The 23,638-nt window shown below is 71.8% G+C and carries 18 protein-coding genes and 1 riboswitch; of the genes, 9 read left to right on the forward strand and 9 right to left on the reverse strand.

Annotated elements, in window-relative coordinates:
• Positions 1-215: 215 nt before the first annotated feature.
• Positions 216-1,739, reverse strand: a complete 1,524-nt coding sequence (locus ACIP4P_RS34120; protein ID WP_400925139.1) for an aldehyde dehydrogenase family protein — start codon at positions 1,737-1,739, stop codon at positions 216-218.
• A 412-nt stretch (positions 1,740-2,151) separates the two neighbouring features.
• The gene (locus ACIP4P_RS34125; RefSeq protein WP_400925141.1) at positions 2,152-3,099 is read right to left on the reverse strand and encodes a terpene cyclase; all 948 of its coding nucleotides are present in this window, start codon (positions 3,097-3,099) and stop codon (positions 2,152-2,154) included.
• A 336-nt stretch (positions 3,100-3,435) separates the two neighbouring features.
• On the opposite strand from ACIP4P_RS34125, the gene ACIP4P_RS34130 reads away from it, so the two are divergent.
• Together ACIP4P_RS34130 and ACIP4P_RS34135 are read left to right on the forward strand one after the other, a co-directional pair.
• Positions 3,436-6,432, forward strand: coding sequence for an ATP-binding protein (locus ACIP4P_RS34130; RefSeq protein ID WP_400925143.1), 2,997 nt, complete (start codon positions 3,436-3,438; stop codon positions 6,430-6,432).
• Positions 6,433-6,577: 145 nt separating this feature from the next.
• Positions 6,578-7,654: an aldose epimerase family protein gene (locus ACIP4P_RS34135; RefSeq protein WP_400925145.1), complete on the forward strand. Its 1,077-nt coding sequence runs from the start codon at positions 6,578-6,580 to the stop codon at positions 7,652-7,654.
• A 3-nt stretch (positions 7,655-7,657) separates the two neighbouring features.
• On the opposite strand, the gene ACIP4P_RS34140 is transcribed toward ACIP4P_RS34135, so the two are convergent.
• Positions 7,658-8,179, reverse strand: a complete 522-nt coding sequence (locus tag ACIP4P_RS34140) for a GNAT family N-acetyltransferase (RefSeq protein ID WP_400925147.1) — start codon at positions 8,177-8,179, stop codon at positions 7,658-7,660.
• A 309-nt stretch (positions 8,180-8,488) separates the two neighbouring features.
• Between ACIP4P_RS34140 and ACIP4P_RS34145 the strand changes: the two genes are divergently transcribed.
• The 5 genes from ACIP4P_RS34145 (at position 8,489) to ACIP4P_RS34165 (ending at position 14,623) form a co-directional block, all read left to right on the forward strand.
• Positions 8,489-9,769, forward strand: a complete 1,281-nt coding sequence (locus ACIP4P_RS34145) for an extracellular solute-binding protein (protein WP_350512804.1) — start codon at positions 8,489-8,491, stop codon at positions 9,767-9,769.
• 94 nt (positions 9,770-9,863) lie between these two features.
• The gene (locus ACIP4P_RS34150) at positions 9,864-10,865 is read left to right on the forward strand and encodes a carbohydrate ABC transporter permease (protein ID WP_400925150.1); all 1,002 of its coding nucleotides are present in this window, start codon (positions 9,864-9,866) and stop codon (positions 10,863-10,865) included.
• Between the two features lie 54 nt (positions 10,866-10,919).
• Positions 10,920-11,825, forward strand: a complete 906-nt coding sequence (locus tag ACIP4P_RS34155; RefSeq protein WP_400925152.1) for a sugar ABC transporter permease — start codon at positions 10,920-10,922, stop codon at positions 11,823-11,825.
• 55 nt (positions 11,826-11,880) lie between these two features.
• A complete protein-coding gene (locus ACIP4P_RS34160) occupies positions 11,881-13,578 on the forward strand; it encodes a glycoside hydrolase family 13 protein (protein WP_400925154.1) in 1,698 nt (565 codons plus the stop codon).
• A gap of 25 nt (positions 13,579-13,603) precedes the next feature.
• Entirely contained in the window at positions 13,604-14,623 is a 1,020-nt protein-coding gene (locus tag ACIP4P_RS34165; protein ID WP_350512807.1) for a LacI family DNA-binding transcriptional regulator, read from the forward strand.
• 97 nt (positions 14,624-14,720) lie between these two features.
• Here ACIP4P_RS34165 and ACIP4P_RS34170 read toward each other — a convergent pair whose 3' ends face one another.
• From ACIP4P_RS34170 to ACIP4P_RS34180, 3 genes are all read right to left on the reverse strand, one after another.
• Positions 14,721-14,921, reverse strand: coding sequence for a hypothetical protein (locus ACIP4P_RS34170; RefSeq protein ID WP_350512808.1), 201 nt, complete (start codon positions 14,919-14,921; stop codon positions 14,721-14,723).
• Between the two features lie 212 nt (positions 14,922-15,133).
• The gene (locus tag ACIP4P_RS34175; RefSeq protein WP_400925157.1) at positions 15,134-16,459 is read right to left on the reverse strand and encodes a transglycosylase family protein; all 1,326 of its coding nucleotides are present in this window, start codon (positions 16,457-16,459) and stop codon (positions 15,134-15,136) included.
• A gap of 7 nt (positions 16,460-16,466) precedes the next feature.
• A riboswitch (cyclic di-AMP (ydaO/yuaA leader) is annotated at positions 16,467-16,637 on the reverse strand.
• Positions 16,638-17,104: 467 nt separating this feature from the next.
• Entirely contained in the window at positions 17,105-18,052 is a 948-nt protein-coding gene (locus tag ACIP4P_RS34180; protein WP_400925159.1) for a hypothetical protein, read from the reverse strand.
• A gap of 569 nt (positions 18,053-18,621) precedes the next feature.
• Between ACIP4P_RS34180 and ACIP4P_RS34185 the strand changes: the two genes are divergently transcribed.
• Positions 18,622-18,885, forward strand: coding sequence for a DUF397 domain-containing protein (locus ACIP4P_RS34185; RefSeq protein ID WP_350512811.1), 264 nt, complete (start codon positions 18,622-18,624; stop codon positions 18,883-18,885).
• A gap of 343 nt (positions 18,886-19,228) precedes the next feature.
• On the opposite strand, the gene ACIP4P_RS34190 is transcribed toward ACIP4P_RS34185, so the two are convergent.
• Complete coding sequence (locus ACIP4P_RS34190; RefSeq protein ID WP_350512812.1) at positions 19,229-19,810, reverse strand: ATP-binding protein; 582 nt, start codon at positions 19,808-19,810, stop codon at positions 19,229-19,231.
• 417 nt (positions 19,811-20,227) lie between these two features.
• Here ACIP4P_RS34190 and ACIP4P_RS34195 point away from each other — a divergent pair, with 417 nt between their 5' ends.
• Positions 20,228-21,094 carry a helix-turn-helix transcriptional regulator gene (locus ACIP4P_RS34195; protein ID WP_350505985.1) on the forward strand — a complete coding sequence of 289 codons (867 nt, stop codon included), beginning with the start codon at positions 20,228-20,230 and terminating at the stop codon, positions 21,092-21,094.
• 111 nt (positions 21,095-21,205) lie between these two features.
• Here the strand turns inward: ACIP4P_RS34195 and ACIP4P_RS34200 are convergent, their stop codons facing one another.
• Entirely contained in the window at positions 21,206-21,811 is a 606-nt protein-coding gene (locus ACIP4P_RS34200) for a TetR/AcrR family transcriptional regulator (RefSeq protein WP_350512813.1), read from the reverse strand.
• Positions 21,812-22,039: 228 nt separating this feature from the next.
• Positions 22,040-23,554, reverse strand: a complete 1,515-nt coding sequence (locus tag ACIP4P_RS34205) for an MFS transporter (RefSeq protein WP_400925163.1) — start codon at positions 23,552-23,554, stop codon at positions 22,040-22,042.
• Positions 23,555-23,638: the final 84 nt, after the last annotated feature.

Genomic DNA, 23,638 nt, shown 5'->3' on the forward strand with positions numbered 1-23,638 from the left:
CTTGCGGGCTTGGCGGGGGCCCGCGGCAAAAACCTGGTTTTCTTGGTGTTTAGTCCCCAACCCTGGCTTTTCGCCCAATCGGCCCCCCCCGGGGGGGGGGGGGGGGGGGGGGCGCCCGGGCGGGGCCCCCCCGCTCCACTCCTGTCCGGGGCCGGTTCGAACGGCCCGGAGGACGACCTTGAGTTGGAAGGACGGCCTGGAGCCGGAACGGCGGCCTAGAAGAAGCCGACCGCGTCCGGGGAGTAGCTGACCAGCAGGTTCTTGGTCTGCTGGTAGTGCTCCAGCAGCGCCTTGTGGTTCTCCCGCCCGATGCCGGAGTTCTTGTAGCCGCCGAAGGCGGCGTGGGCCGGGTAGGCGTGGTAGCAGTTCGTCCAGACCCGGCCGGCCTGGATGGCGCGTCCGGCCCGGTGGGCGGTGTTGATGTTGCGGGTCCACACGCCGGCGCCGAGCCCGTACTGGGTGTCGTTGGCGAGCGCGACCGCGTTCTCGAAGCCGTCGAAGCGGGTGACGGAGACGACCGGTCCGAAGATCTCCTCCTGGAAGACCCGCATGCTGTTGACGCCCTCGAAGACCGTCGGCGTGACGTAGTACCCGCCGGCCAGCGCCCCGTCGAGGTCGGCGCGCTCGCCGCCGACCAGCACCTTGGCGCCCTCGGCCTGGCCGATCTCGAAGTAGGAGAGGATCTTCTTCAACTGCTCGGCGCTGGCCTGCGCGCCGACCTGGGTCTCGGTGTCCAGCGGGTTGCCCTGGCGCATCGCGCGCACCCGGGCCAGGCCGTCGCCGAGCAGCCGCTCGTAGACCGGGGTCTCGATCAGTGCGCGGCTGGGACAGGTGCAGACCTCGCCCTGGTTGAGGGCGAACATCGCGAAGCCCTCGACGGCCTTGTCGTAGAAGGCGTCGTCGGCGGCGGCGACGTCCGCGAAGAACAGGTTGGGGCTCTTGCCGCCCAGCTCCAGGGTCGCCGGGATCAGGTTGTCGGCGGCGGCGCGGGCGATCAGCCGGCCGGTGCCGGTCTCGCCGGTGAAGGCGAGCTTGCGGACCCGGGTGCTGGCGGCCAGCGGGGCGCCGGCCTCCTCGCCGAAGCCGGTGACGATGTTGATCACGCCCGGCGGCACCAGGTCGGCGGTCAGTTCGGCCAGCAGCAGCACCGAGGCCGGGGTCTGCTCGGCGGGCTTGAGCACCACCGCGTTGCCGGCCGCGAGCGCCGGGGCGAGCTTCCAGATCGCCATCAGGATCGGGAAGTTCCACGGGATGATCTGGCCGACCACGCCCAGCGGCTCGTGGAAGTGGTACGCCACGGTGTCCTCGTCCAGCTGGGAGAGGCTGCCCTCCTGGGCCCGCAGCGCGCCGGCGAAGTAGCGCAGGTGGTCGACGGCGAGCGGGAGGTCGGCGGCCAGCGTCTCGCGGACCGGCTTGCCGTTCTCCCAGCTCTCGGCGACGGCCAGCTGCTCCAGGTTGGCCTCCATCCGGTCGGCGATCCGCAGCAGCACCTGGGCCCGCTCGGCGGCGGAGGTGCGGCCCCAGGCCGGGGCGGCGGCGTGGGCCGCGTCCAGGGCGGCCTCGATGTCCTCGGCGGTGCCGCGGGCGACCTCGGTGAACACCTCGCCGGTGACCGGGGTCGGGTCGTCGAAGTAGGCGCCGCGCACGGGGGGCTTCCACTCGCCGCCGATCCAGTGGTCGTACCGGGAGCGGTAGGCGACGATGCTGCCGGGCGCGCCGGGGGGCTGGTAGACGGTCATACTCGGTGTCTCCTCGCGACGTCGGGCGCCCCCGGCGCCGATCGGGCCGGGGGTGGCACGCCGGGCCGCCCGGTCGGGGGGCGGGCCGGCGGGAGGTGCGGACACGCAGTCGGGCCGGCGGCGCCCCGCCGGGGCGCCCGCCGACGAGCACGATAGCCGCCGGGCGCACGGCGCGGCTACGGTCCGTGCGACCGGCTCGTACGGACCGTGCGCGATCCGGACGTCCCGACCGGGGGGCGCGCGGGAGCGCTCGACGGTGCGCGGGTCCGCCGGTGCATCCGATCGGGACGGATCGCCTCTTGACCGGGGCGGGGCGGGGCGGGGCGGGGCGGATCGGGCCGGGGCCCGGGTGGGGCCGGGCCGGAGCGGTGCCGTGTGGACCGGTGTGGCGCTGGCCGGTGTGGGGCCGGTGTCAGACCGAGTGGTACCGGCCGGTGCGGGCCTCCCAGCTCAGGTAGCCGGCCAGCCAGGTGAGCAGCCCGTCCGCGTAGCGCTGGGAGATCGAGCGTTCGATCCGCGACAGCCCCAACTCCCGGTGCACGTCGGCCAGTCGTTCGTGCAGCTCGACACAGCGTTCGACCATCAGCTGGGCCTCCGCCATCACCGCGGAGCAGGCCTCCTCGGCCGAGCAGTGGCGCTCCCGCTGGACGATCATGACCAGGTTGTTCACGTCGCCGCGCGGGGCTTCCAGCGGGAACGAGCGCACATCGTTGCTGAGCGACGGTATGTCGGCCGCCAGCTGGCGGAGTTGACGCAGCACCGGGTGGTGCAGCACGGAGGCGGGGACCTCGAACTGGCCGAGCCGTTCGACCATGTCGAAGATCGTCTCCATCGCCGCAGTGCCCCGTCTGAGCACCAGGTAGCCGTCCCGGTCGGGCGGCCGGGCGGAGATCCGGCCGGCCGCCTCGGCGGGGTGACTGGCGAAGTAGTACTCCCAGTTGTAGGCCGCGCGGGCCTGCCAGCGGGCGGGCATGCCGCGCACGCTGCGGCTCCACAGGTCCGCGAACGCGGTCTCGACCGGGGAGCGCTGGTCGGGACGGGCGCCGTGCAGGACGGCGATCAGCCGCTCGCAGATCGGGGCGACCTCGGTGGGACGGCGGCCGAGCGGGCCGTCGAACTGGTCGTCGAAGAGGAAGTAGAAGCCCATCAGGTCGGCCGCCAGGGCGAGTTCTTCCGGTCCGGCGTCCGGGTAACCGAGCGCGGCGAGGTCGACCACCTCCCAGTGGGCGTAGCCGGGGTGGTCGGCATCGGGGAGCAGCGGGTGGCGGACCAGCCAGTCGCGGTGCAGCGCGGTGGCGTACGGGCCGTGCGGGCTGCGGCGGTGCGGGAACGGAATCTGAAGTGAGGTGTCGTCAGACATCGGACTCCCGGTGCAGCGGATGGTGGGGGCGCTAGTGATTCGAACACGTGGCGTGGGGGAGTTGACGCGGCGGGGCGCGGAGGGTGAGGGTGGATCAGGCATGATCATCTGCGCCTCGCGGCCCGTAGGGTATCTGATGTAATGATCGGACGTTAGGGATATAGGGCAATTGCCCTTGGCAAGCCGTCCGAACCCTCGTCATCCGCCCCAGCCTGCGTGAATGCCGCACAGTGTGCCGTACACGGCGCTACCCTCGGGTCCACGAACGGTGATGGACCGGCTCTCCCGCGCGCGGGCGGGGCCGTGCCGCGGAGCGGGTGAGGCGGAGGCGCGACGGTGACCCATCAGGGCAACGAACTTCGGGCGGGAACGGGTGCGGGCCGGGACGGCGACGGCCCCGCGGCCCGGGTCCGGCTGCGCGACCGCGACACCGAACTGCGCTCCGTGGAGGCGGCCGTCGACCGGCTGTGCCGCGAGTTCGCGGCCGGCGGCACCGAGATCGGCGAGCTGCTCGCCTTCTCCGGACGCCCCGGCATCGGCAAGACCAGCCTGCTGCACGAGGTCCGACGGATCGCCAGCCTGCGCGAGGGCGCCACCGTGCTGTTCGCCCGCGGTGGCGAACGACAGTTCAAGGAGCCGTACCACGTGCTCCGCCAGCTCCTCCAGCCCGTCCTGACCCGACTGGAACCGGACGAGTTCCGGCAGGTCATGGGCACCTGGGAGGAGGTCGTCGGACCGGCCATGGGACTCAAGCAGCCCAAGGCCGGCGCCCGCCGGCTCGACCCCCAGGGCGTGCGCGACGGCCTCGACTACGTCCTCACCCAACTCGCCCCGCGCCGGGCGCCGATGGTGATGATCGTCGACGACCTGCACTGGGCGGACGCCGAATCCCTCTCCTGGCTCGCCAAGTTCGCGGTCCGCTCCGGCGAACTGCCCGTCCTGCTGGTCTTCGCCTTCCGCGAGGACGAGAGCGACTGGCCGAACGGGACCGAACTGCGCCGCAGCGTCCTCAACCTGGCCAGCCGCAAGCACGAGCTCAGCCGGCTCACCCTGACCTCCGTCACCGACATGATCCGCGCCGAATTCGGCGACCGGGCCGAGGACGCCTTCTGCTACGAGTTCTGGAACGTCGTCAACGGCAACCCCTTCGAGGCCGTCGCCCTGCTCGACCAGGTCCGTGACCAGGAGCTCGAACCCGTCGAGGAGAACTCCCGGCAGCTGCGCGAACTCGCCGTCGACGCCACCGGGATGACCCTCAAGACCTGGCTGGACCGGCTCGGACCGTCCACCCTGCGCTTCGCCTGGGCCTGCGCCATGCTGGGCACCGACATCCGGGTCGACCTCGCCACCCGGATCTCCACCCAGAGCACCGAGGCCGCCCGCGATTCCATCAAGCAGCTGCGCAAGCAGCGCGTGCTCACCCAGACCCCCAACGGGAACCTGGAGTTCGTCCACCCGCTGATCGCCAGCTCCATCTACAACACCATGCCGGAGGCCACCCGGCTCGGCATGCACGGCATCGCCGCCGTCGAGATCGAGAACGCCGGGCTCGGCCTGCTCGCCGCCTCCCGCCACCTGGTCGAGACCCACTCCGGCGAGGGCGACGACCGGATCGTCCGGAAACTACGCCGCGCCGCCGTCGAACACCAGCTGATCGGCGCCCCCGAAGCCGCCCAGCGCTGCCTGCACCGCGCGCTCAACGAGCCGCCCGCGGACGAGATCAAGGCCGAGGTGCTGTACGAACTCGGCTGTTCCGCCCTGCTCACCGACCCCGTCGCCACCGTCAACCAACTGCGGCTCGCCCTCGACCCCGACGAGATCCCGCTGCGCCCGGAACTGCGGGTCGACGCCACCTTCCGACTCTCCGAGGTGCTCGCCCACAGCGGTGAGCTGGGCCAGGCCGCCCTGGTCTGCCAGGACGAGGCCGCGAAGACCACCGACCCGAGCCGGCGCCAGCGGCTCCAGGCCGCCTCGTTCATGTGGCACGCCTTCCGCAAGTCCGAGGAGGACGGCCCCGGCCGCTCCGTCCGACTCGAAGAGCTGTACCGGAACCTGACCGGCCGGGAGGCCGCCGACCGGGCCGTGCTGATCATGCGCGCCTGGGACCTCACCCTGCGCGGCGAGCCCTCCACCGAGGCGCTCGCGCTCGCCGACGAGGTGCTGGAGGGCGGCCGGCTGCCCAAGGGGCTCGGCTGGACCGACACCACCTGGGGCTTCGAACTGCCCGCGATGCTCTGCCTCACGTACATCTACAACGACCGCATCGCCCAGGCCGAGCGGCTGGCCGCGGACGCCATCATCCAGTTCGAGATCGCCGGTTGGAGCGGTGCCCACCGGGGCTTCGCGTACTTCCTGATGGGGCTGGCCCGGTTCCGCCGCGGGCTGCTCGCCGAGGCCGAGGACTTCCTCCGCCGGGCCTTCCGGATCTCCGAGCGGATCGCGGCCAAGCTGCCGCTGGCCTGGGGCGCCGTCGGCGTGCTGGTGGACACCCTGATCGCCCGCGGCCGGGTCGAGGCGGCCTGGGAGCAGGCCAACGAGTTCGGCTTCCACCCGCCGTACCACGCCACGGCCATGGTGCTGCCGGACGCGGCCTCGCTGTACGGCAAGCTGCTGGTCGCCAAGAAGCGGTACGCCGGTGCGGCCGCCGCGCTCACCGAGGCCGGGGCCCAACTGGAGGTCCGCGGCTGGCACAACACCGTCTGGGCGCCCTGGGCCGGGCACCTGGCCATCGCGATCTCCTCCGACGAGCCGGAGCGGGCCCGCGAGTACGCCCAGCGGGCGGTCCGGGACGCCCGCCGCTTCGGCACCGCCTCGGCGATCGGCAGCGCGCTGCGGCTGCAGGCGCGGATCGCCGACGGCCAGCAGGCGGTCGAGCTGCTGGAGCAGGCCGTGGAGCACCTCGGCCAGTCACCGGCCGGGTACGAGCACGCCGTCGCGCTGGTCGACCTCGGTGGCGCGCTGCGCCGGGTCGGACGGCTGGAGGACGCCCAGGAGTACCTGTACCAGGGCATCGAACTGGCCCAGCACTGCTCGGCGGAGAAGCTGGTCGACCGGGCCCGCCGGGAGCTGGCCAACTACGGCCTGCGGCCCAACCGGCTGGGGCTGCACGGCGTCGGGGAGACGCTGGAGGCGCTCAGCACGCCGGAGCGGGAGGTCGCCGACCTGGCGGTCCAGGGCGTGCCGCCGCAGCGGATCGCCGAGCGGCTCGGGGTGAACCTGAGCCTGGTCAACCGGCGGCTGGCGGCGGTCTACCGCAAGGCGGGCACCGGGCCGGACGGGCTGGCCTCGGCGCTCGGGCTGCGGCCGCAGCAGGGCGGGGAACCGGGGGAGTAGCACCCCGGGCGAGGACGGGGGCGTGGGAGCGCCCGCGCCGCGCCCGCCGTCGCTAGGCTGACGGACACCACGGGGCCGGCGCGACGCCCCCCGGACGGAACGGGAACCGGGCGGTGGCGGCGCCGCCACCAGTGAGGAGCAGGCCATGGCGAGCGAGGCCACCAGGGTGCGCCGCGAACCCCTCGACCCCTCGGGTGCGGGCGCGGCGATCCAGCGCTGGACCCTGACCGCCGGCCCGTACGAGGCGAGCGTGCTCACCCTCGGCGCCACCCTGCACACCCTCAGCGCCCCGGACCGGGCCGGCCGCACCGCCCAACTGCTGCTCTCCACCGACGAGCTGGCGCAGATCCTGGGCCCGGCCCGGCACTACGGCACGGTGGTGGGCCGGTACGCCAACCGGATCGACGGCTCCGTCGTCACCATCGACGGCGAGGACCACCGGCTCGCCCCGACCGGCGGCGGGATCACCATCCACGGCGGGCCGGACGGCTTCGCCCAGCGGATGTGGGCGGCCGAGCCGGTCGAGGGCGGGGTGCTGCTGCGGCTGCACAGCCCGGACGGCGACCAGGGCTTCCCGGGCGCGCTCGACGTCACCGTCGGCTACACCCTCACCCACACCCCGGGGGCGGGCGGCGAGCTGGTGATCGACTACCGGGCCGTCACCACGAAGCCGACCGTGGTCAACCTGACCAACCACGCGTACGTCAACCTCGCGGGTGAGGGGAGCGGCGACGTCCTGGGCCACCTGCTCACCCTGGACGCCGACGAGTACACCCCGGCCGACGAGCGGCAGATCCCGTACGGGCGGAGCGAGCCGGTGGCCGGCACGCCGTTCGACTTCACGGTGGCCACCCCGATCGGCAAGTCGGTGCACGACGACCACCCCCAGCTGGCCGGCCCGGGCGGCTACGACCACAACTGGGTGCTGCGGGCCCGCCCGGCGGACGGCACCCCGGCGCGGGCGGCGCTGCTGGAGGACCCGGTCGGCGGCCGCACCCTGGAGGTGCTGACCACCGAGCCGGGCGTCCAGGTCTACACGGCGAACAAGTTCCAGGGCGCGGTCACCGGTGCGAGCGGGGTCCCGTACGGGCCGTTCGCGGGGATCGCGCTGGAGACCCAGCACTTCCCGGACTCCCCGCACCACCCGGCGTTCCCGAGCACCGTGCTGCGGCCGGGGGAGGAGTTCCGCTCGACCACCGTGTTCCGGCTCGGGGTCAACTAGGACCTAGGCGCTTGGCCCGCCCCGGGCGGGGAGGTCCCGGCGCATGCAGAGCCGGGGCCAGCGGTCGAGGCCGTGCTCGGCCTCCTGGCGGCGGATCTCGCGCAGGCCGGGGGTGAGTTCGGCGTCGGCCAGCGGGCGGAAGCCGCAGCGGGCGTAGTAGGGGGCGTTCCAGGGGACGTCGGCGAAGGTGGTGAGGGTGAGCGCGGGGGCGTCGGTGCCCTCGGCGAGGTGCTCGATCAGTGCGCGGCCGATGCCGCGCCGGGCGTGCCCGGGGTGGACCGAGACCTGTTCGATGTGCAGCGCGCCGTCGACCGGTTCGGCCAGCAGGTAGCCGGCGACGGTGCCGTCGGGGGCCTCGGCGACCAGGGCGGTGCCGTGGTCCAGGTAGCGGGCCAGCTCCTCCGGCGCCGGGGGTTCGTCCTCGGCGATCTCCGGCATCCCGATCTCGGCGAAGGGGGCTCCGGCGGCCCGCTCCAGCTCGCCCAGCAGCGGCAGTTCGTCCCTGGTGGCGGTTCTGATGCGCATGCGTCCAGTCTGCTGCAAGCGCCTTTCGGCCACGCAGGGTGGTTCGACCGGCCATCCGGGACCGGGGTGAAACGGACGAATGCGTCGATTGCGCCGCGCTGTCAACTACCGTGCGGCTACGTCCAGGACACGTGGGCGTAACGATCGCGGTTTCTTGCAGAAACTTGCTGCAAGGACTTTCCGTCGATCTTGCCCCGCTGTTAACTTCCTTCCCGAGCCCGACGGCAGCAACGGTGCGGTCGGCACGAGGCAGCCATTATGCGCCTGTCTCGGAACATCTCGGGCACCCCCACCCTCCTAGGAGTTCTCATGCGGCGTGGCATCGCGGCCTCTGCCCTCGTTGTGGCCCTCGCGGTCTCGATGGCTGCCTGTGGCAGCAGTGGCGGCTCCGGCTCCGACGGCAAGGCCGACGGCCCGGTCACCCTCACGTACTGGGACACGTCGAACGCCACCAACGAGGCTCCGAACTACCAGGAACTGGTCAAGAAGTTCCAGACGGCCAACCCGAACATCAAGGTCGACTTCGTCAACGTCCCGTTCGACCAGGCGCAGAACAAGCTGCAGACCGCCATGGGGGCCAAGGGCGCGCCGGACGTGTTCCGCTCCGAGGTCGGCTGGACCGCCGCCTTCGCCAAGGCCGGCTTCCTGGAGCCGCTGGACGGCACCCCGGCCGCCGCCGACACCTCCGCCTTCCAGCCCAGCCTGATCCAGCAGGCCTCGTACCAGGGCAAGCTGTACGGCGTCCCGCTGGTCACCGACACCCTCGGCCTGATGTACAACAAGGACCTGTTCGCCAAGGCCGGGATCACCGAAGCCCCCAAGACCTGGGACGAGCTGAAGACCGACGCCGCCGCGATCAAGGACAAGGCGGGCGTGGACGGCTTCTGGATGAAGGCCGCCGACGGCTACTACGCGATGCCGTTCCTGTTCGGCGAGGGCACCGACGCCGTCGACGCCGCCAACAAGAAGATCACCATCACCTCGCCCGAGGCCGTCAAGGGCATCGAGACCTACAAGTCGATGTTCACCTCGCCCGGCACCGCCAAGGCCGACGTCACCACCGACGCCTACGCCCACATGATGGACGCCTTCAACGGCGGCAAGGTCGCGGCGATCATCCAGGGCCCCTGGGAGATCACCAACATCTACAAGGGCTCCGCCTTCGCCGACAAGAAGAACCTTGGCATCGCCCCCGTCCCGGCCGGCTCCACCGGCAAGGCCGGCGCCCCCACCGGCGGCCACAACATCGCGGTCTACGCCGGCGCCGACAAGGCCCACAAGGCCGCCGCCGAGAAGTTCGCCGCCTTCATGACCTCGGCCGAGAGCCAGGCCTTCATCGCGCAGAAGAACTCCACCCTGCCGACCCGCTCCGACGCCTACACCGCCGACGTCAAGGCCGACCCGGGCATCGCCGGCTTCCAGGCCATCCTCGGCAGCGCCAAGCCGCGCCCCGAACTGCCCGAGTACAGCTCGCTGTTCGACTCGCTCGGCACCAACCTCGGCAAGACCCTCCAGGGCACCAGCACCCAGGACGCGCTGAACACCGTGTCCACGGACTACGCCAAGCTCCTGCCGGGCTTCGCCAAGTAGTCCCCGCAGCCCGGCCCGCCGACCCCGGCGGGCCGGGCCCGTCGGCTCCCCGAGGCCGCCTGCTTCCCCGAGAACCCCCGAGAAGGTGCAAACGATGTCAGTCGCCGTGCAGGGCGCCACCGGCAAGGGCAGCCGCGAGCGCGATCAGCGTCCCGGTCCGCTGGAACGCCTCAAGCGCTCCTACGCCAAGCACTGGTACGCGTACGCGATGATCGCGCCGGTCGTGCTGGTGCTCGGCGTGCTGGTGCTCTACCCGCTCGTCCAGGGCGTCTGGCTGACCCTCACCGACGCCAACAGCCTCAACGTCGCCCGCAAGATCGGCGTCAACGAGATCCCGGCCAGCTACCAGTACATCGGCTTCCACAACTACGCCGACATCCTCTGGGGCCCCGGCTCGTACGACCGCTTCTGGTCCCACTTCGTGTGGACCATCGCCTGGACGGCCATCTGCGTCTGCCTGCACTACAGCCTGGGCCTCGGCCTGGCCGTCCTGCTCAACAAGAAGCTGCGCGGCCGCGCCGCCTACCGGATGCTGCTCATCCTGCCGTGGGCCGTGCCGACCTTCGTCACCGTCTTCTCCTGGCGGCTGATGCTCTCGGACGGCGGCGTGGTCAACACCGTGCTCTCCGCCCTGCACCTGCCCGAGCCCGGCTGGCTCACCGACCCGTGGGCGCAGAAGTCGGCCGCGATCCTGGTCAACACCTGGGCCGGGGTGCCGTTCATGATGATCTCGCTGCTCGGCGGCCTGCAGTCGATCCCGGCCGAGCTGTACGAGGCCGCCGAGATGGACGGCGCCACTCGCTGGCAGCAGTTCCGCCACATCACCCTGCCAGGGCTGCGCAGCGTCTCCTCCACCGTCGTGCTGCTCGGCGTGATCTGGACGTTCAACCAGTTCAACGTGATCTTCCTGCTGTTCGGCAAGGGCGCCCCGGACGCCCAGCTGCTGGTCACCTGGGCCTACCGGCTCGGCTTCGGCCAGATCCCCCGGGACTACGCGCAGTCCTCCGCCTACGGCGTGATCCTGCTGTCCATCCTGATCGTCTTCACCGCCTTCTACCGGCGCTGGCTCGCCCGCAACGAGCAGGCCAACGGCTGAGGCCCCGGACCCAGTTGACCCGCACCGGTTGACCCACGAAGGCAGGTAACCCCGATGAGCACCACCACCGAACGTCCCGCTGTCGCGGCGACCGCGGCCCCGGCCGCCCGGCCCGCCAAGTTCCGCCCGCGCGGCGAGAGCAGCCCGCTGTCCAAGGCGCTGTCCCACGCCGTGCTGATCCTGGCCAGCCTGCTCGCGCTGTTCCCGGTCGCCTGGATCCTGTTCGTCTCGCTCGGACCGGACAAGAACGACTACCTCCACCCCGGCGAGATCTTCGGCAAGTTCACGCTGTCCAACTACCAGCACGTGCTGGGCGACACCGACTTCTTCACCTGGTTCGGCAACTCCCTGCTGGTGGCCGGCATCACCACCGTGTTCGGCGTGCTGGTCGCCGCCACCACCGGCTACGCCGTGTCCCGGATGAAGTTCCCCGGGCACAAGCCGCTGATGTGGTCGCTGCTGGTCACCCAGATGTTCCCGATCGCGGTGCTGATCGTGCCGATGTACACGATGCTCTCCGCGCTCGACCTGCTGGACAGCTACGCCGGTCTGATCCTGGTCTACTCGACCACCACCGTGCCGTACTGCGCCTGGCTGCTGAAGGGCTACTTCGACACCATCCCGGTGGAGATCGACGAGGCCGGCCGGGTCGACGGGCTCAGCCCGTTCGGCACCTTCTGGCGGCTGGTGCTGCCGCTGGCCCGCCCGGGCCTGGCGGTCGCCGCCTTCTACTCCTTCCTCACCTACTGGGCCGAGGTGCCGTTCGCCTCCACCTTCATGCTCAGCTCCGACAAGTACACGCTGGCCGTCGGCCTGCAGACCTTCGTCAGCGAGCACGACGCCCAGTGGAACCTGATGGCCGCCACCGCGGTGCTGATCGCGATCCCCTCCGCGGCCTTCTTCTACCTGGTGCAGCGCCACCTGGTCACCGGCCTGACCGCCGGTGCCTCCAAGTCGTGACGCCCAGCCACCTCCCAGCGCTTCTCGCTCCTCTAGTCCCCAAGGGATACCGTCCATGACCCAGAACCTGGCCGACACCTCCCGGCCCGCCGCCGACACCGCTCACGAGGCGAACGTCATGGCGTCCAGAGGCTGGTGGCGGGACGCGGTCATCTACCAGGTGTACCCGCGCAGCTTCGCCGACTCCAACGGGGACGGCATGGGCGACCTGCCCGGCATCCGCAGCCGCCTGCCGTACCTGCGGGACCTCGGCGTGGACGCCGTCTGGCTCTCCCCGTTCTACGCCTCGCCGCAGGCCGACGCCGGCTACGACGTCGCCGACTACCGCGCGGTGGACCCGATGTTCGGCACCCTGCTGGACGCCGACGCGCTGATCCGGGACGCCCACCAGCTGGGGCTGCGGATCATCGTCGACCTCGTCCCCAACCACTCCTCGGACCAGCACGAGTGGTTCCAGCGCGCCCTGCGCGAGGGCCCCGGCTCCCCGCTGCGCGACCGCTACCACTTCCGCCCCGGCAAGGGCGCGAACGGCGAACTGCCGCCCAACGACTGGGAGTCCATCTTCGGCGGCCCGGCCTGGACCCGCTCCGAGAACCCGGACGGCACCCCCGGCGACTGGTACCTGCACCTGTTCGCCCCGGAGCAGCCCGACTTCAACTGGGACAACCCGGCCGTCGCCGACGAGTTCCGCTCGATCCTGCGGTTCTGGCTGGACATGGGCGTGGACGGCTTCCGGATCGACGTCGCCCACGGCCTGGTCAAGGCCCCCGGCCTGCCCGACCTCGGCGGCGCCGACCAGCTCAAGCTGCTCGGCAACGACGTCATGCCGTTCTTCGACCAGGACGGCGTGCACGAGATCTACCGCAGCTGGCGCGGGATCCTCGACGAGTACCCGGGCCAGCGGATCGGCGTCGCCGAGGCCTGGACCCCGACCGTCCAGCGCACCGCCAACTACGTCCGTCCGGACGAGCTGCACCAGGCCTTCAACTTCCAGTACCTGGGCACCGATTGGGACGCCGCCGCGCTGCGCGAGGTGATCGACCTGTCGCTCGACTCGATGCGCCCGGTCGACGCCCCCACCACCTGGGTGCTGTCCAACCACGACGTCACCCGGCACGCCACCCGGTTCGCCAACGAGCCCGGCCTCGGCACCCAGATCCGCACCCCTGGCGACCGCGCGCTCGGCCTGCGCCGGGCCCGCGCCGCCACCCTGCTGATGCTCGCGCTGCCCGGCTCCGCGTACGTCTACCAGGGCGAGGAGCTCGGCCTGCCGGACGTCACCGACCTGCCGGACGAGGTCCGCCAGGACCCGTCCTTCTTCCGCCAGGCCGGCCAGGACGGCTACCGCGACGGCTGCCGGGTGCCGATCCCGTGGTCCGGCACCGAGGCCCCGTACGGCTTCGGGCCGGTCGCGGGCGGTCCGTCCTGGCTGCCGCAGCCGGCCGAGTGGGCCGGGCTGAGCGTCGAGGCGCAGACCGGCGACCCGTCCTCCACCCTGGAGCTCTACCGCAGCGCGCTGGCCGTCCGCCGGGCGCAGCCGGACCTCGGCGCCGGGACCGAGGTCGAGTGGCTGGACGGCCCCGAGGGCACCCTGGCCTTCCGGCGCGGCTCCTTCGTCTGCACGGTGAACACCACCAGCGAGCCGGTGCGGATCGCCGCCCCGGGCCGGCTGCTGCTCGCCTCCGCCGACCTCGTGGTCGAGGGCGGCGAGACGGTGCTCGCTCCGGACACCACCGGCTGGTGGGCGGTCTGACGTGGTTGCAATAGGCTCTGGGACCGTGACTACGGCGCGACTCTCAGACATCGCGGCACAGGCGGGGGTCAGCGAAGCCACCGTCTCCCGCGTGCTCAACGGCAAGGCGAACGTCTCCGCCGCCACCAGGCAGACCGTCCTGGCGGCGCTGGACGTGCTCGGCTACGAGCGGCCGACCCGGCTGCGCCAGCGCAGCGCCGGGCTGATCGGGCTGATCACACCGGAGTTGAGCAACCCGATCTTCCCCGCGCTGGCGCAGGTGATCGAGCAGGTGCTCAGCCGGCACGGGTTCACGCCGGTGCTCTGCACCCAGACCCCGGGCGGCTCCACCGAGGACGAACTGGTCGAGATGCTGGTGGACCGGGGCGTGGCGGGCATCGTCTTCGTCTCCGGACTGCACGCCGACTCCACGGCCGACCACGACCGCTACGCCCGACTGTCCGGGCGCGGGGTGCCGTTCGTGCTGATCAACGGCTACAGCGAGAAGATCGACGCGCCGTTCATCTCGCCGGACGACCGCTCCGCGATGTGGATGGCCGTCCAGCACCTGGCCGAACTCGGGCACGAGCGGATCGGCCTGGCGGTCGGGCAGCGGCGGTACGTGCCGGTGCTGCGCAAGATCGAGGGCTTCACGGCGGCGCTGCGCGAGGTGCTCGGGCTCGGTGCGGAGGAGGCCGAGGGGCTCGTCCACCACACGCTGTTCAGCGTGGAGGGCGGGCACGCCGCGGCCGGCGCGCTGCTCGACAAGGGCTGCACGGCGATCGTCTGCGGGAGCGACATGATGGCGCTCGGGGCGATCCGGGCGGTGCGCCAGCGCGGGCTGTCGGTGCCGCAGGACGTCTCGGTGGTCGGTTTCGACGACTCGCCGCTGATCGCCTTCACCGAGCCGCCGTTGACGACCATCCGGCAGCCGGTCGAGGCGATGGCGACGGCGGCGGTGGACGCCCTGCTGGAGGAGGTCGGCGGGAACGCCGCCCAGCGCGGGGAGTTCATGTTCCAGCCGGAGCTGGTGATGCGGGGGTCCACCGGGGCCTGCGCGCGCTGAGGCCGGTGGGTCGCGTCAACTGACGGGCCCCGGAGGGCGGTTGCCTTCCGGGGCCCGTTCGCGTGCGGTCCGGGTCAGCCCTCCTGGGTGGTCCGGCTCAGCCCTCCTGGGCGGTCGGGCGGTCGGTGCTGACCCGGTGGCCGTCGGCGGCGTCGCCGGTCCGGGTCCCGGTGCGGCGGCCGCGGGCCAGGTAGTCGCGGACCACCAGCTCGACGGCGTCCTGGGGGTTCTTGGTGCCGGAGAGCAGCATCGCGTCGATCGCGAGGTTCGCGTCGAGGGTGATGGTGACCTGGGCCATGGTGACTCCTCCTCGGGTGCAGAGCAGCAGCATGCCTGCCGGGGCGGGGTTTGACCATGCGGAGGCCGGTCTCCCGGGTACGCCGAAGCCCCGGGGAGAGCGACCAGACTCTTCCCGGGGCGGTCGGTGGACGGCTGACGACCGACAGCCGATGAAATCCGTCAGCTGTCAGTCGTCATCCGTCGGCTGTCGGCCGCACGCCGACCTCGGGCTCAGACCCGGCCGGCGAAGTCCGGGGCCCAGTTGGCGACGGTCTGGAGACGGACGCCCGAGCTCGGGTTGGCGGCCTCGACGTACTGGCCGTTGCCGATGTAGATGGCGACGTGGTAGACGCCGGAGTCCTGGCCGTTGTTCGACCAGAACAGCAGGTCACCCGGCTGCAGGCTGTCCAGCGAGACGTGGGTGCTGGCGGCGGCCTGGTCGGCGGCGACGCGCGGGACGCTGATGCCCGCGGCGCGCAGCGCGGCCTGGGTCAGGCCGGAGCAGTCCCAACCGCCGTTGCCGGTGCCGCCGTAGACGTACGCCTGGCCGACCTTCGACTGGGCGAAGGAGACCGCGGCGGCCATGCTGCCGGTGGCGGTCGGCGCCGGGGTCTGGGTCTGGGGAGCCGGCTTGGCGGCGGGCTTGGCCGGCTTCGAGGTGGACGGCTTGCTCTGGTCGATCGGCTTGGCGTTCACGGCACCGCCGTTCGAGGCCTGGCCGGACTTCTGCGAGCGGTCGAACCAGGTGAAGTCGGAACCGGACTTGGCGGTGCCGGAGGCCTGGCCGGCCTGGGCCGCGCCGCCGTCACCGAAGGTCAGCTGCTGACCCGGGTAGATGGTGTCCGGGCCTTCGGTCAGGGTGCCGCGGTTGAGCTCGTAGAGCCGCTGCCAGCCGCCCTGGACGTTGTGCTTGTCGGCGATCGTGGACAGCCAGTCGCCGTCGACGACGGTGTAGCCGCCGGCCTGGGCCTGCGCCTGGCGCTTCTGCGCCCAGGTGCTGTCGGCGGATCCGGTGGACGGGGTGGCGGACGCGGAGTCACCGGAGGCCTGCGCCTGGTCCTGGGCGGGCGCGGCCGGCTTGGCGGGCTTCGCGGCCTGGGAGCCGCCCTGGGCGGGCTTGGCGGCGGGCTTGCTGGCGGCACCGGTGGAGGCGCCGGCCGAGGTGTCGACGGATGCCGCGGCGCCGCCCTTGGTCAGCCCGGCCTGGACCGAGCAGACCGGCCAGGCGCCGGGGCCCTGCGAGGCGAGGACCTTCTCGGCGACGGCGATCTGCTGGTCCTTGGTGGCCTGGTTGGCCTGCGGGGCGTAGGCGGTGCCGCCGAAGGCGGCCCAGGTGCTGGAGGTGAACTGCAGGCCGCCGTAGAAGCCGTTGCCGGTGTTGATGCTCCAGTTGCCGGTGCTCTCGCACTGGGCGACCTTGTCCCAGGTGGAGACCGGGGCGGCGTTGGCGGTGCCGGTGGTGAGGCAGGGGACGGTGAGGCCGACGCCGGCGACGCCGAGGGCGGCGATGACGCGACGGGTGCGGCTGGACAGGCGGTTGCCGTTGGAAGGCAGCATGAAGACGCGGTCCTCTCCCACGCCTGCGAGGTGAGCTGTCGGATTCGGGCTGGAGTTGCCCGGCCGCGCTTCTGCGCGGCTTCACCCCTAGCCCTGGACCGTTTCCGGGAAATGGTCCGGGGCGACTTACCTGTGGTTCCCCCGCTCCTGCCGTGATGCGTTTTCGCGCTTGCCAGGACATCCGACGGCAGGACTCGGCGTCGCGGATGAACTGGGTCCGTGTGGTCACGAACGGGGAGCACGTTAAGCAGACTTAAGTTCAAACTGCAAATACCTGTGATGCGCATCACGGTTTAGTGTGGAATGCCAAATGAGCCGTAATTCATGATCGAAATTGATCATTTATCGGCAATGTCGCACTGGATTCCCATAACTGGCTCCGCCTCAGAAGTGAAGTGACGGAGTGTTGAAGCGCAATGGGGGCGTGCGGTCGAAGCGGGGGAGCGACGGCGGAGCCCGTGCGCGACAACGCGCGGGCTATTCATCGACAAAGGTGCCGGAAACGGACATTGCGCCGCATTGACCGCTTAACTCTCCTGCGGGGCAATCCGTGCACGCCGGAAGGGCCCGGAACGCGATCGTTCCGGGCCCTTCGGTGGTGCGGGGTGGCTGCGACGCCGTCGCGGGTGTGCGGACGGGCCTCCGTCAGCCCTCCACGGGCCCCTCGGCGGCCGCGTGGGCCCGCCGGGAGCCCTCCCCGGCGCCGACGGTGGCGGCGGCCTCCGCCTCGGCCTCGGCCAGCTCCTCGGCCGTCGGCGTCGGCAGGGCGGCCAGGTAGGTGGAGGCGATCAGCTGGCCGACGGCCGAGTAGGCGCCCAGCGGCGCGGCCGACGGGCAGCCGGTCTCCTCGGCGGCCGTGGCGAGCAGCTCGGAGTCCGCCTCCGGGCCGATCACCAGCGGGGCCAGTGCCGGACGCTGGGAGCCGGTCTCCTTGAGGTGGTTGACGGCCCCGGCGACCGAGCCGGGCACGTCGAGCGCCGCGGCGACGACCGGGACGGCCAGCCGGGCGGCCAGCAGCACGCCGGTGATCCCGGCCGCGGCGGCCGCCTCCTCGCCGCCGACGGTGGTCAGGACCACGCCGTCCGCGGCGGTCGCGATGGCGAACAGCCGGGCCCGGTCGGCCCGGGCCAGCCCGGCCTCGGACAGTCGCACGTGGACGGCCTCGGCGAGCAGCGGGTGCGGGCCCAGGGTGTCCGTGACGGTCGCGCCGTACTCAGCGGCGAGGGCGTGAAGCCCGGTCAGGAAGTCGTGCGGACCGGGCACCAGCGGCACCACGACGGGCGTCGGCAGTCCGGCCTCGGCGGCCGCCGCCAGCAGCTCCGCGACGGTGCGCTCCTCCGTGCTCCCGGTCTCGGCGCCGCCGGGCAGGTAGCCGACCGCGGCCTGGACGCCGGTGTGCTCGCTGCGGACGATCGAGAGCAACTCCTCGACGACCGAACGGGACTCGGGCCCCGCGGTCGCGGGTACGGCGAGCACCAGGGCCGGCGAGCCGGTGCGGATCTCGGGGCGCTCGGGGCGGCGGTGGCGCCCCCGCGCACGGGAACCTGGAGTGCGGACGGGCAGTGGCGCGCCCGGGATGGCTGCGGTGCTCATGCCGGAGATCGTAGGACATCGGCCCGTCAGGCCTGCAGTCGGCTGCCGTACGGGTTTCGGGTGGCCGTGGTGCGGAGGCCGTGTTCCTGCCGTCCGACTCCGGGCCGTTTGCCTACAATCCGGACATTCTTCGCTCAACGCCCGCACCAACCCCCGCAGTTGCCCTGACGTGTCCCGTGGGGCGACGCGTTGCATGAGAGACGCGTGAGATGTCTCACAGCCGGAGCCCGGACTCGCATCGGACTGACGGAGGGTCACGGAGGTGCGACTCCCGGCACTGGAAGATCAACATTCAGCGGGGGGTCGCTCACGGCCGGTTATGGACGACTCGTCGATTCAATCGGCTATGTCCGTTTACGTACCGTCAGGAGAAGGGTCCGTGAAGAGTTCGCGGCGACCGTAAAAAGCCCCGTGCACCTGCAATGTCCCGTGCTGATGCACGTGCACTACGGCTATCATCGCGTCAAGTGAGGCGTTGTACCGGGCCGGTACGGGGCCGGTCCGTTCGTTCGGCGGGTGCCGGGGGCGCCGCGCTGGACGACAACTCCGGAGCTCTTCGGGAGACTTCTATGCACGACTCGCAGGACACGCACGGCTCGAACCACACCTACAACGGGATGGCCGCCGCCGACCTCCAGGGGGTGGTCTGGCAGAAGAGCCGGCACAGCAACTCCCAGGGCAACTGCGTCGAGTTCGCGGCCCTTCCGGGCGGCGACGTCGCGATGCGCAACTCGCGCTTCCCGGACGGTCCGGCGCTCATCTACACCCGGGCCGAGATCGCCGCGCTGCTGCTGGGCGCCAAGGACGGGGAGTTCGACCACCTGGCGGTCTGACCGGCTGCCTGCTCCACCATCGGGGGGCCGTCGTGGGTGCTGACACCACGACGGCCTTTTTTGTCGTCCCCGACTCCGCTGCACCGGGGGCTGCTCCGGGGGCCGCTGCGGGCCGGGCGTGTCCGGGGGTGCTGGAGCGGGCGGCCGACGGCGCGGGGAGTCCGCGGCGGGGCCGGTGGCCGCCGTGGAGCGGCGGGAGCGGCGGCGGCGGTGCGAGCCGCGGGAGCCGCAGGGGTCGTGCGGGCCGCGGGAGCTGTCGGCCGGTCCGGAGCGGGGCCGGGCTGAAGGCCCCGGGGAGTGGTCCTCCCGGGTCGTCCCTCGGCCGGCCGTGCGCCGTGCGGCGCTAGGCCGAGCGCCGGTGCCGTCCACCGATGTCGACCCGTCCGTCCAGCGGGCGGCCGGTCGGCCCGCAGACGTCGAGTCCGCTGCCGTCGAGCCCGCCGCCGGCCGACTCCGCCTCGAACATGGCCCAGACCACCTTGCCGCTGCCCAGCGGGTGCCAGCCCCAGGAGCGGCTGAACGACTCCACCAGGTGCAGTCCGCGGCCGGATTCGGCGACGAAGTCCGCCTCCCGGGCCACCGGGCCGGTGCTGCTCGGATCGCTCACCGCGCAGACCACCTGGGGTGCGCGGTGCACCAGGCTTATTCGGATCGGAAGTCGCCCGTCCGCGGTCGGCTGTGTGGGAAAGTCGAACTCGCCCAGGGCGCCGCCCGACGGGTCGGGCCGTGCGCCGATCGCATGCCGGAGCGCGTTGGTCACGAGCTCCGAGGCGACCAGCGCGACGTCGTCGAACAGCTCCATCAGGCCCCAGCGCTGGAGAGCGGTCCGGGCGAAGTCGCGAGCGGTTCTCACGGCTTCGAAGCGAGGAGCGAGCGTGCAGGTGACCACATGGGGGTCAACTGCCAAAGCCGTACCGGTGCTCATGAAGAGCTCCTCCCATAAGGGGGCGGACACGGCTGGACCCGCCGGGGTCATGCCGGTCACCTCCGACTCGCTCGGCCGCTCGGCCGCCCCTTCGACCAGGCGCGCGCGCACTCGAACGCCCGATGGCGCGGGGACGCCGTCGGGTCGGTGCACGGAGTCACGCTCGGGGTCGACGCGGAGCCCGCGGGATTGCCAGGGATGTGCAGGTGCACGTGCACCATGGTGGTGTGCGCTCACTGCAGATGCAAGAGTCGATTCACGTGCAGTCGCACTATTGGCATATGCAAGCGCCGGATGCACGTGCATCCTGGTGTGCGGAGTGTGGAACTGATAGGAACATCCGTCAGTATCGGCACCGTGAGCGCTCAACTGATGGCAGACTGTGCGCTGTTTGCCCTAGGTGGAGGTTTCGACCGCATGACCACAGTTCAGCCGGGCGGCGGCTCGATGGTCCGCCGGATCCTCCTCGGCTCGCAGCTGCGTCGCCTGCGAGAGGCACGCGGCATCACCCGTGAGGATGCGGGCTACGCGATCCGCGCGTCCGAGTCCAAGATCAGTCGCATGGAGCTCGGCCGGGTCAGCTTCAAGGAGCGGGACGTCGCCGACCTGCTCAGTCTCTACGGCGTGGACGACGGCCTGGAGCGGGAAGCCCTGCTCGGGCTGGTCCGCGAGGCCAACAAGTCCGGTTGGTGGCACAGCTTCAACGACGTGCTGCCGGGCTGGTTCCAGACCTACGTCGGCCTGGAGGAGGCCGCCCAGCTGATCCGCACCTACGAGGTGCAGTTCATCCCCGGACTGCTGCAGTCCGAGGAGTACGCACGGGCGGTTTTCGGCCAGAGTCGGCCGGTCATCAGCGAGGAGGAGGTGGAGCGGCGGGTCAGCCTCCGGCTGCGCCGCCAGAAGCTGCTGACCGAGGGCACCAGCCCACGCCTGTGGGCGGTGATCGACGAGGCCGCGCTGCGTCGGCCGGTCGGCGGGCCCAAGGTGATGCGCGGCCAGGTGCAGTACCTGATCGACGTCGCCGAGCAGGCCAACGTGGTGATCCAGGTCATGCCGTTCCGGTTCGGCGCCCACGCGGGCGAGTCCGGGGCGTTCACGATCCTGCGCTTCCCGGAGCAGGACCTCGCGGACGTGGTCTACCTGGAGCAGCTCACCAGTGCGTTGTACCTGGACAAGCGCGACGACGTGGACGCGTACATCCAGGTCATGGAGCGGCTCTGCGTGGACAGTCTCACGCCGGAGCGCACGATAGACCTGCTCTCCTCGATCCTGAAGGAGCGCTGATCCCGGTGGGGTCCTGAACCGGATCCTCCCGGAGCTCCGGGCAAGTCCCGGGCGCGGCCCGGGGATTCGCCGGGCTCCGATCGGCAACCGGCAGTCGGCCGCCGTCCCGCGTCAACCGCGGGCCGGCGGCCGGTCGCGTTCCGGCGGCAGCGGCTGCGGCGGGCGGCCGAGGTCCCAAGGCAGGTCGTAGCGGCGGAACAGGTCGGCCCGGATCAGCGCCAACGGGAGCTCCGCGCCCGGCAGCAGCACCCCGATGCAGCCGCCCATCAGCGCGCTGCGCAGCACCGCGTGCTCGGCGGCCGGGTCCGGTGCGCCCCAGTCCCTGAGCAGGCCCTGGAGGATGGCGCCGAGCTGCTGCTGCTCCGGGTCCTGGACGAAGGCGCCGGCGTCCGGGTCGAGGATCAGTGCCAGGTGGGAGCGCATCACCCGGGGGTGGTCCATGGCGAGGCCGAGGACGGCGTCGATCGCGCGGGCCAGCCGGGTCTCGGGGGAGGCGCCGGACGGGAGCTCGGCCAGCGCGCCGCTGAGGGTCTGGTGCATCATCCGGTGCGTCGCGGACTGCATCAGCAATCGTTTGCCGTCGAAGTAGTACGAGAGCAGGCCGCGGGCGAGTCCGGCCCGTTCGGCGATGTCGGTCAGCGTGGTGCCCGCGTAACCGTGCCGGTCAACCAGCTCGATGGTGGCCCGCATGATGCGCCGGCGGGAGCGCTGGCGCATCTCCTCATTGACCGAATCCCCGCGAGGTGCCATCGTGACTGCTCCGAACGTTCGTTGACTCCGGGCCAATATACTTGCGAAGCCGGTGTCGCGCCGTGGAACCGTGCCCTGACGGGTGCTGCCCGGCCGGCCGGTACAAAGACGGCCGGCTCCACCAACACGGGGGTTTGGTGGAGCCGGCGCCAGTGCCCGACGGTCCGGGGTCGGCCGGGGGCGGGGGCCAGTGGGTCAGTGCTCGCTCAGGACTTCGGTCCGGGCTACGGACGGCCCGGCAGACGGATAATCATAATCCGGTATCGAAGCGGGAGTTGCATTCCGCCGCCGGTCGACCAGCGCGCCCGCCGAGGCCACCACCAGTCCGATCACCGCGACGACGGTGACCAGGACGAGCGCCGGCCGGTAGCCGTCCAGCTGGGCCTGCGCGGAGTCGCCGCCCGCGCTGCCGGCCGTGATCATCGCGGTCGCCCCGGCCAGCACCACGGCGGTGCCGACCTGGATCGCGGTGTTCACCAGTCCCGACGCCAGCCCCTGCTCCTCGTCGGCCACCCCGTCGGTGGCGGCGATGTTCACCGAGGGGAAGGCCAGCGCGAAGCCCACGCCGAGCAGCAGCATCGAGGGCAGCACCAGGACCGGGTACGAGCTGTGCTCGTCCAGCCGCAGGAACAGGGCGAAGGCGCCGGCCAGGGCCAGCAGACCGATCGGGAGCAGTCGGGCGGTGCCGAAGCGGTCCACGATCGGGCCCATGAAGGGGGCGGAGAGGGCGATGAAGGCGCCGGCCGGCAGCAGCCCCAGGGCCATCTGCAGGGCCGACCAGCCGAGCAGGTGCTGCAGGTAGAGCGTGACGACGAACTGGAAGCCGCCGTACGCGCCGGTCATCGCGAAGGCCACCACGTTGGCGCGGGCCACCGAGCCGTTGCGGAAGATGCCCAGCCGGACCAGCGGGTGGGCGGTGCGGCTCTCGACCACCAGGAAGGCGGCGGCCAGCGCGGCGACCACGAGCAGCGAGCCGAGGGTGCGCAGGCTCAGCCAGCCGGCGCCCTGGGCCTCGGTCACGGTGAACACCAGCAGCAGCACGGTCGAGGTGCCGGTGATCGCGCCGAGCACGTCGTAACCGCCCTTGGCGCGCTCCTCGACCGGGCGGGGCAGCAGGCGGGCGGCGAAGACCAGGGCGATCAGCGCGACCGGGACGGGCATCAGGAAGGTCCAGCGCCAGCCGACCGAGGTGAGCAGTCCGCTCAGCACCAGGCCGAGCGAGAAGCCGCTGGCGCCGCAGGTGGTGTAGATCGACAGCGCCCGGTTGCGGGCGGGGCCCTCGGCGAAGGTCGTGGTGATGATCGACAGTCCGGCGGGGGCGGTGAAGGCGGCGCTGACGCCCTTGAGGAAGCGGGCGGCGATCAGCAGGCCGCCGTCGTCGACCAGGCCGCCGGCCAGCGAGGCGGCGGCGAAGACGCCGAGCGCGACCAGGAAGACCCGGCGGCGGCCGAGCAGGTCGGCGGCGCGGCCGCCGAGCAGCAGCAGGCCGCCGTAGCCGAGTACGTAGCCGGAGACCACCCATTGCAGGGTGGAGGTGGAGAGGCGCAGTTCGGAGCCGATGGAGGGGAGGGCCACGCCCACCATCGAGACGTCCAGGGCGTCCAGGAACATGGCGGCGCAGAGCACGATCAGGGTGCCCCAGAGGCGGGGTGTCCAGTTCAGCCCGCTGGTTGACGGGGCGTCGGGTGACGTGGCGGTCGCGGTGGTCATGGGGAGGACAGTACATGCGCATGCATTCAATGCAAATGAATTAGATGTGAACGCATAAATGTCCGATGCATGTGCTACGGTGGC

The organism is Kitasatospora sp. NPDC089509 (assembly GCF_044749365.1).
Taxonomy (GTDB): domain Bacteria; phylum Actinomycetota; class Actinomycetes; order Streptomycetales; family Streptomycetaceae; genus Kitasatospora.

Coding starts and splice junctions, on each gene's coding strand:
- ACIP4P_RS34120 (WP_400925139.1), bottom strand. CDS start 1,739: ATGACCGTCTACCAGCCCCCCGGCGCGCCCGGCAGCATCGTCGCCTAC.
- ACIP4P_RS34125 (WP_400925141.1), bottom strand. CDS start 3,099: ATGTCTGACGACACCTCACTTCAGATTCCGTTCCCGCACCGCCGCAGC.
- ACIP4P_RS34135 (WP_400925145.1), top strand. CDS start 6,578: ATGGCGAGCGAGGCCACCAGGGTGCGCCGCGAACCCCTCGACCCCTCG.
- ACIP4P_RS34140 (WP_400925147.1), bottom strand. CDS start 8,179: ATGCGCATCAGAACCGCCACCAGGGACGAACTGCCGCTGCTGGGCGAG.
- ACIP4P_RS34145 (WP_350512804.1), top strand. CDS start 8,489: ATGCGGCGTGGCATCGCGGCCTCTGCCCTCGTTGTGGCCCTCGCGGTC.
- ACIP4P_RS34150 (WP_400925150.1), top strand. CDS start 9,864: ATGTCAGTCGCCGTGCAGGGCGCCACCGGCAAGGGCAGCCGCGAGCGC.
- ACIP4P_RS34155 (WP_400925152.1), top strand. CDS start 10,920: ATGAGCACCACCACCGAACGTCCCGCTGTCGCGGCGACCGCGGCCCCG.
- ACIP4P_RS34160 (WP_400925154.1), top strand. CDS start 11,881: ATGACCCAGAACCTGGCCGACACCTCCCGGCCCGCCGCCGACACCGCT.
- ACIP4P_RS34170 (WP_350512808.1), bottom strand. CDS start 14,921: ATGGCCCAGGTCACCATCACCCTCGACGCGAACCTCGCGATCGACGCG.
- ACIP4P_RS34175 (WP_400925157.1), bottom strand. CDS start 16,459: ATGCTGCCTTCCAACGGCAACCGCCTGTCCAGCCGCACCCGTCGCGTC.
- ACIP4P_RS34180 (WP_400925159.1), bottom strand. CDS start 18,052: ATGAGCACCGCAGCCATCCCGGGCGCGCCACTGCCCGTCCGCACTCCA.
- ACIP4P_RS34185 (WP_350512811.1), top strand. CDS start 18,622: ATGCACGACTCGCAGGACACGCACGGCTCGAACCACACCTACAACGGG.
- ACIP4P_RS34190 (WP_350512812.1), bottom strand. CDS start 19,810: ATGAGCACCGGTACGGCTTTGGCAGTTGACCCCCATGTGGTCACCTGC.
- ACIP4P_RS34195 (WP_350505985.1), top strand. CDS start 20,228: ATGACCACAGTTCAGCCGGGCGGCGGCTCGATGGTCCGCCGGATCCTC.
- ACIP4P_RS34200 (WP_350512813.1), bottom strand. CDS start 21,811: ATGCGCCAGCGCTCCCGCCGGCGCATCATGCGGGCCACCATCGAGCTG.
- ACIP4P_RS34205 (WP_400925163.1), bottom strand. CDS start 23,554: ATGACCACCGCGACCGCCACGTCACCCGACGCCCCGTCAACCAGCGGG.